The sequence below is a fragment of the Streptomyces sp. NPDC005574 genome, assembly GCF_040605435.1.
In the GTDB taxonomy this organism is placed as follows: domain Bacteria; phylum Actinomycetota; class Actinomycetes; order Streptomycetales; family Streptomycetaceae; genus Streptomyces.
In genome coordinates this window covers 1-2959 of sequence record NZ_JBEXCW010000238.1, presented here as the reverse complement: position 1 = coordinate 2959, position 2959 = coordinate 1, and the positions used below count along the sequence as shown (strand labels likewise).

Genomic DNA, 2959 nt, shown 5'->3' with positions numbered 1-2959 from the left:
GGCACGGCAGACCACTCGACCGAACCCGCACCAGCCACCTCGCCCGCCTCGAACTCACCCTCGCCGCATAACCCCTACGAATGGGCAACAGGGTCTTGCCGGCTTGCATCGCGCCCAAGACCAACTCCCGCAAGAATAATGCATTCCCACCGGAGGCCCTGTGCAGCTCGTATAGAGTTCGCTGCCCCAAAGGACCGTTAAGGGCGGCTTGCAGCACCACCTCCGCCTGCTTGGCGCTGAACACGCTCAGGTTGAGACGGTGCACCGCATCCCCGTGCGTCAGTGCCTCTACCGCATCGGTGATGGGTGCTCCGGTACGGACCGTACCGATCAGTCTGATCAAGCCAGCGTCCATCAGCTGGCGCAGCAACACCGCCGAAGCTGCGTCCAATAGGTGCAGGTCGTCAACCCACAACACCCGCCCACGCCTGTTCTGCGGCGGTACCGCAGCCTCAGCCGCGAAGCCCTTAACCGGATCCTGCAGGTCCACGCCGGCCGGGATCAGGTGGGCGATTGCGCCCAACGGGACTGCAGCGGCAGCGGCCGTCGCGGTCGCCCGCCCACCGTTGCAGCTTTCACCACTGGTCCGGGCCAGACATTCCTCAGCCAGCCGCGATTTGCCAACCCCAGCTGGTCCGTAGATCACCACCGCTTGGCAACATGGGTCCGCCCACGCTTTAGTGAAGGCGTCCAGCTCGCTTTCCCGTCCGGTCAGCGGCCACGACATCACTCGCTCCTGCATGCTTACGGAAGCCTCCCAACGGCAACCCGAAGCGAAAAATCCTGGTACTTAATATTTTCAGACGTCACGGCACCTAGCGGTAGCTGAAAGTTAGGCGCCATTGCGCAGAGAGATATAACAGCGCAAGCGCTCCCGTTTCACCGCTGGGCTAAACGCTAGCCGTCCAGGAAGTTTCGCATCCAAAAAGAAGTCCGCTACATCTGCACCAGCTCGGCTCTGCCACGAGACACTAGGCGTTACGCTCAGCACTTCGAGGTCCCATGGTGGAACGAGGGCTAGTCGGCGCTCTTGCCTGACGATGCAGATGGGTAGTGGACCAAAACCCCGATAGCGACACGACGCACACTCAGTAGCGGATTCCGGTATGCCTTGTCGACATGGTTCCCATCCCCCTTCTGTTAAGTGACCTCTGCATAGAGGACGAGAGCACACCATCCTGCGGTTGAGTATTTTATGCTCATTTCACTTCAGTGAGGCCTTTCCAACCTCGGGTCGAGGCAAGTTGAGTGGACGAGGACGGTTTTCACGATCTCGGTGGTGTGTTTGGTGCTGTGGCGCAGTTTTCGGAGCAGGCGCTAGCCTCGCCGTTTCGCTTGGATGCAGGGGCTGGCAGGGCGGAAACGCGAAAGTGCCTTCCTGACCTGGGACGATGAACCTTGCTGAGGGGTTCTGACGGTCCAGGCGGAGGGCACTTTCTACGTGCAGGCTATCGGGTTGCGTCCCAAGGTCCATGTCAGTGCCGATGGTTCGGGGGTGGTCGGGCATGCCGGGGCACGGTTGCTGACGGATCTCGCTGATGCCACCGGGCTGACCGCCACATACTCCGCCGCTCTCAGGTCACTTCGGCCGCGCGGGACCGGGCATGATCCGGGCCGGGTCGCCACCGACCTGGCGGTGATGCTCGCCGACGGTGGTGAGGCGATCGCGGATCTGGCCGTGCTGCGGGACCAGGCAGGGGTGTTCGGCCCGGTCGCCTCCACGCCCACCGCTTGGCGGTTGCTCGCCGACACCGACGAGGCTGCACTCGCCTCGCTGCGAGCGGCCCGCGGTTCAGCCCGGGAAGTCGCCTGGATGCTGGCCGCCGAGACCGGCGAGGGCATACCTGCTGCTCGGGCCGGCGGACGAGAACTTCCCGGCCTTGTTCTGGACCTCGACGCCACGCTGGTGACCTGCCACTCCGAGAAAGAGCAGGCCGCACCCACCTATAAGGGCGGCTTCGGCTTCCACCCGTTGCTGTGTTTCCTCGCGAACACTGGCGAGGCCGTGTCGGGGCGGCTGCGGCCCGGGAACTCCGGAGCCAACACTGCCGCCGATCACATCGCGGTGCTCGACCAGGCGCTCGCGCAGATCCCCGACGCTCACCGGCACGGCGCCGACATCCTTATCCGCACCGACAGTGCCGGATCCGCGAAAGCCTTCCTCACCCACGTCCGCGACCTGCGGAAACGAGGAATTCGTACCTTCTTCTCGGTTGGATACGCCATCACCGAGCCGGTCCGCCGAGCTGTCCGGGCCATGCCCAACCGCCTCTGGCATCCCGCCCTGGACCAGGACGGGACGCTGCGTGATGGCGCCGAGCTGACCGGCATGGTCCATGTGGACGGCTACCCGACCGGCACCCGCATCATCGTGCGCCGGGAGCGGCCGCACCCCGGAGCCCAGCTGTCCCTGTTCGATCAGGACGAGGGCCTGCGGCATCAGGTGTTCCTCACCGACACCCCGTACTCCGGGGGCGGATCCGCCCAGTTCCTGGAGGTCCGACACCGCGGGCATGCCACTGTCGAGGACCACATCCGGTGCGGCAAGACCACCGGCTTCGGCCGCTTCCCCTCCCGCAACTTCGCCGTCAACGCCGTCTGGCTCGAACTCAGCCTCGCGGCGATCGATCTGCTGGCCTGGACGCGCGTCCTGCTCCTGGACGGCGAGCTCGCGGCTGCCGAGCCGAAGAAACTCCGCTACCGGCTGCTGCACGTCGCCGCCCGCCTCACCCACGGCGGCCGACACCTGCGCCTGCGGATATCGGCGACCTGGCCCTGGAGAAACGAACTCGCCACGGCCTTCCACCGCCTCGCCGCACTGCCCCGTCCCGCCGGCTGACCGGCAAACCCCTGACCGCCCACGACGGCATTGTCAGGTTGGGCGAGCGTTCGGGGTTGTGAGCCGGTTCGGGACGTGTCTGGCCGTGGTGGTGACGGTGGTTCAGGCCGTGGTGGGCGG

At 65.5% G+C, this 2959-nt stretch carries 2 protein-coding genes; one reads left to right on the top strand and one right to left on the bottom strand.

Features of this window, described 5'->3' with window-relative positions; translation table 11 throughout:
• On the bottom strand, positions 1–727 hold a 727-nt coding region (locus tag ABZT03_RS43555; protein WP_356049771.1), incomplete at its 3' end, for an ATP-binding protein.
• Between the two features lie 684 nt (positions 728–1411).
• On the opposite strand from ABZT03_RS43555, the gene ABZT03_RS43550 reads away from it, so the two are divergent.
• Positions 1412–2839, top strand: coding sequence for an IS1380 family transposase (locus ABZT03_RS43550; RefSeq protein ID WP_356049773.1), 1428 nt, complete (start codon positions 1412–1414; stop codon positions 2837–2839).
• Positions 2840–2959 lie beyond the last annotated feature (120 nt).